This is a genomic window from uncultured Campylobacter sp., from assembly GCF_937890585.1.
Taxonomy (GTDB): Bacteria; Campylobacterota; Campylobacteria; order Campylobacterales; family Campylobacteraceae; genus Campylobacter_A.
On sequence record NZ_CALACG010000321.1, the window covers coordinates 1 to 4,168 of the forward strand.

General features: G+C 38.9%; 5 protein-coding genes. All 5 read left to right on the forward strand.

All coding sequences use genetic code 11. The features are described from left to right. The first annotated feature begins 54 nt into the window (after positions 1-54). On the forward strand, positions 55-1,029 hold the full coding sequence (waaC, locus tag Q0296_RS09665) for a lipopolysaccharide heptosyltransferase I (protein ID WP_298039963.1): 975 nt from the start codon (positions 55-57) through the stop codon (positions 1,027-1,029). After that, positions 1,022-1,915: a lipid A biosynthesis lauroyl acyltransferase gene (locus Q0296_RS09670; RefSeq protein ID WP_298039964.1), complete on the forward strand. Its 894-nt coding sequence runs from the start codon at positions 1,022-1,024 to the stop codon at positions 1,913-1,915. The genes waaC and Q0296_RS09670 overlap by 8 nt, the downstream gene beginning before the upstream one ends. Further along, positions 1,909-2,613 carry a glycosyltransferase family 2 protein gene (locus tag Q0296_RS09675; RefSeq protein WP_298039967.1) on the forward strand — a complete coding sequence of 235 codons (705 nt, stop codon included), beginning with the start codon at positions 1,909-1,911 and terminating at the stop codon, positions 2,611-2,613. The genes Q0296_RS09670 and Q0296_RS09675 overlap by 7 nt, the downstream gene beginning before the upstream one ends. Further along, positions 2,610-3,674: a putative lipopolysaccharide heptosyltransferase III gene (rfaQ, locus tag Q0296_RS09680; RefSeq protein ID WP_298039968.1), complete on the forward strand. Its 1,065-nt coding sequence runs from the start codon at positions 2,610-2,612 to the stop codon at positions 3,672-3,674. Before Q0296_RS09675 ends, rfaQ begins: the two co-directional genes overlap by 4 nt. Positions 3,675-3,676: 2 nt before the next feature. After that, a partial coding sequence (locus Q0296_RS09685) for a glycosyltransferase (RefSeq protein WP_298039971.1) occupies positions 3,677-4,168 on the forward strand: 492 nt, incomplete at its 3' end.

Genomic DNA, 4,168 nt, shown 5'->3' on the forward strand with positions numbered 1-4,168 from the left:
TTTTTAAGCATTTTTTTTTAAAATCATACCAAAAATTTATATTTAAAGTAGCCAATGCAAGATAAAAATCAACTAAAAATAGCCATCGTAAAGCTTTCGGCACTTGGGGACATCGTCCATGCAGCCATCGTGCTTCAGTTTATCAAAAAGCACTGCCCAAATGCTCACATCACATGGCTCGTTGATGCCCGTTTTGCAAGCCTTTTAAAAGATCATCCGCTTATCGACGAACTAGTTATTTTGCCGCTTAAAGAGAGCTTTAAAAAGAGCTACAAGATCATAAAAACGCTTGGCAAATTTGATAAGATCATCGATCTGCAAGGACTTTTTAAATCAGCTGTCGTCGCAAAACTACTTGGCAAAGAAATTTATGGCTTTAGCAAAGAGAGTGTCAAAGAGAAAATTTCTGCAAGGCTTTACAAGCATAAATTTAAGATCGACTATAACGAAAATATCATAGTTAGAAACCTAAGCCTCGTTGGATATGCCTTAAATTTTAGCTTTGACAGAGATGAAATTTTAAAAAAATCGCCCTGCTTTGAAATTTGCAAAAAATTTAAAAATGAAAGCGACAAAAAACGCGTATTAATCGCTGCTTTTGCAAGTGAAGAGAGTAAAATTTATGACAAATTTAAAGATGTGATTAGACTGCTTGAGGGATGCGAAATTTACCTTTGCTACGGGAGTGAGAGCGAAAAAGCAAGGGCTGAGGCGATCATTTCGGGCACCAAAGCAAAACTGCTTGAAAAGCTAAGCATAAAAGACATGATAGATTTTATCGCAAGCTGCGATTTGGTAATTGGCAATGATAGCGGTCTAACGCACCTTGCATGGGCTGTAAATAGGCCTTCTATCACGCTTTTTGGCAACCGACCAAGCCACCGCAATGCTTTTGTGACGGAGATAAACCTTGTTATTGATATGGGCAAGGAGATAGATGCTAGAAGTATCGATAAAAACGACTTTTGCATAAGAGAAATTTACCCTGAAACGGTTGCAAATTTCGCAAAAAGGCTGCTAAATGGATAGGATATATCTAGCTGGCTTTTATACTTTAAAATTTCTTATATTTTTACTGCCAACTTCGCTTCAAAACCTGCTTGCTAAATTTTTAGCATTTGCGTTTATGAAGCTTAAAAAAAAGAGATTTCACGTAGTGATGACAAATTTAGACCTTGCTTTTGGCGAAACGAAAACTAAAGAAGAGAAGCTAGAAATCGCCAAAAAATGCTACTACAACTTTGCAAAATACCTCGGTATAAATTTTATCCTAAACCAAAACACAACAAAACAAAAGATACTTGAAAAGGTCGTCTTTAAAAATGAGCACTTTTTACTTGACGCGATGAAGTCTGGCAGGCCTATCATAGTTACAACTGCGCATTTTGGGCAGTGGGAGATATTTGGCCTAGCTGTCGCGGCTCGTTTTGGAGCTTCATCGGCACTTGGCAGAAGGCTTGATAGCAGCGTCATGGATAAAATTTTAAGAGCTAACAGATCGCAGTTTGATGTGGAGCTAATCGACAAAGATGGCGGCGCAAAAGATATCTTAAAAGCGCTAAAAGCTAGGCGAATAGTAGGAATTTTAGTTGATCAAAACACCGCACCAAAAGATGGCATAAAGGTGCAGTTTTTCGGCAAAGATGTGCTTCACACGCCAGCTGCAAGCGTGCTAGCGCAAAAGACAAATGCCCTTATCATAAACGCATTTATCTACCAAAAAGGCGAAAATTTAAATGAAATTTGCTTTGAGCAGCCAATAGACATAAGCACGTTTGACAAAGAAGATGCCGTGCAAAAAGCGACGCAAATGCAGTGCAGTGCGTGCGAAGAGATGGTTAGAGCAAGGCCAGAGGAGTACTTTTGGTTTCACCAAAGGTTTAAGAGATTTTACGAAAATGAGTACAAATGCTAAGCGTTGTCATTTTGACTTTTAACAGCGAAAAGTACCTAAAAGAGGTGTTAGAGAGTGCTAAATTTGCTGATGAGATCATCGTGGTTGATAGCGGCTCAAAAGATAGCACAAGGCAAATTTGTGATGGCTTTAGCAACGTGAAATTTCACGAGCAAGCTTGGCTTGGATTTGGCGCGCAAAAGCAAAAGGGCGTGGATCTAGCCAAAAACGAGTGGGTATTTGTGCTTGATAGCGACGAGGTGATAACAGACGAGCTTAAAAATGAGATCATTAGCGTGCTAAAAGAGCCTAAATTTATGGCCTACAACGTTGCTAGGCTAAATTTTTTCTTTGGCAAAGCGATAAAAAATATGGGGCTATATCCAGACTACACAGTGAGACTTTTTAATAAAAATTTTGCCAAATTTGATGGCAGAGCGGTACATGAAAAGGTCATTTTAAATGACGGCTCACAAAGGCTTGGAGTGCTTAAAAATCACTTCTTGCACTACGCGTATGAGAGTATCGAGCAGTTTATCGCTAAGCAAAATCGCTACTCAAGCATGGGCGCAAAAAGAAATTTGCTAAAGGCGCTTACAAGCCCTGCTTGGACATTTTTTAAGCTTTATGTGCTAAAAGGTGGCTTTAAAGAGGGCTTTGCAGGTTATGTTATCGCTAGACTTTACGCCCAGTACACATTTTGGAAATATATAAAATGAAAATACTTGTAATTAAATTTAGAAATATCGGCGACGTGCTTTTAACAACGCCGCTCATTAAAAATTTGCACCACTACTACCCAGACGCGACCATCGACTTTGCCCTAAACAAAGGGACAGAAGCGATGATAGAAGGCAACCCTTACATAAATAAAATCCACATTTATGATAGACAAAGTGCAAATTCTGGTTTTTTTAAAAAGCTAATTACCGAGCTAAAATTTATAAGAGCGATCAAAAAAGAGAAATACGATATGGCGGTGCAAACGACCACTGGAGACCGCGGCGTCATCATCTCAAAGTACGCCAAGATCAAAAAGATAGTTGGCTTTTTGGGCAAGCACAAGGCGATAAATAAGCTTTTAAGCGTAAAGGCAAAATACTACGAAAATTTCTCTCACACGGTTGATCTAAATTTAAATGCGTTAAGGGCTTTGGGCTTTGAGCCGGTGAGCAAAAAAGTAAGCATCTTTTCAGACGAGAGCGTGGAGCATCTAAATTTACCAAAACGCTTTGTGCACGTGCATCTAACAAGCCGCTGGATGTTTAAATGCGCAAACGACGAGAGCATGGCTGAGCTCATCGACTACTGCGAAAATGAGCTTGACGTAAAGGTCGTGCTAACAAGCGACAACAAAGAAAATGAGCTAAATAAGCTTGCAGATGTGCTAAAAATTTGCAAAAGTGAGCCTATAAATTTAGGCGGTAAACTAAGCCTAAAACAAACGATCGCCCTCTCAAAGCGCTCAAGCCTCTTTATCGGCGTAGATACCGCTATCATGCACATAGCTGCTGCTAACGACGTACCTGTAATCGCCTTTTTTGGTCCAAGTGAAGCTTACGAGTGGGGTCCATGGGATAATACTCTAATGCAAAATGGCTATACCAAACAAAACGGCATACAAAGTATGGGCAAACACAGCGTCTATCAAAAATATTGGGAATTTGTGCCTTGCGACAAAGAGGGTATAAAAGAGCATGGCGTAGAAAAAACGCTGATGGATTTTAGCGACGAAATGCCACAGATCAAAGCAAAAATTAAGCAAAATTTAGGACTATAGCGATGAATATACTTCACACGGAGACGCTTTTTAACTGGGGTGGGCAACAAAATAAGATCATGAATGAGATGCGTCATATGCGTGAGCTAGGACACGGCACAACGCTATTTTGCAACCCAAATTCTGAAATTTCAAAACGCGCTCGAGAAGAAAATTTTAAAGTTATCGAATGCGAAATGAAAAAGAAAAATTTTCATAAAACAGTGCCGATATTTTGCAAAATTTTGTGGCAAGAAAATATAGACGTGGTCATATCAAATGGCTCCACAGACAGCTGGGTAGCTGCTATATCAAAAATTTTTACCAGAAAAAAGGGTGTTAAATTTATACGCGAAAGGCATAATGAGTTCCCAATAAAAGGCTCTTTGAGTAAATTTTTACACACCACACTTTTTGATAAGATTATAAGCGTAAGCCCAAATATAACGGAAATTTTGCAAAAAATAGGAGTAAAAAATGAAAAGATATTTTTTATCCCTACCTTTGTGGATTGC

What these genes read in the sequence shown, in the direction of transcription:
- Q0296_RS09675 (WP_298039967.1), top strand. Translation starts at nt 1,909, where the DNA reads ATGCTAAGCGTTGTCATTTTGACTTTTAACAGCGAAAAGTACCTAAAA.
- Q0296_RS09670 (WP_298039964.1), top strand. Translation starts at nt 1,022, where the DNA reads ATGGATAGGATATATCTAGCTGGCTTTTATACTTTAAAATTTCTTATA.
- rfaQ (WP_298039968.1), top strand. Translation starts at nt 2,610, where the DNA reads ATGAAAATACTTGTAATTAAATTTAGAAATATCGGCGACGTGCTTTTA.
- waaC (WP_298039963.1), top strand. Translation starts at nt 55, where the DNA reads ATGCAAGATAAAAATCAACTAAAAATAGCCATCGTAAAGCTTTCGGCA.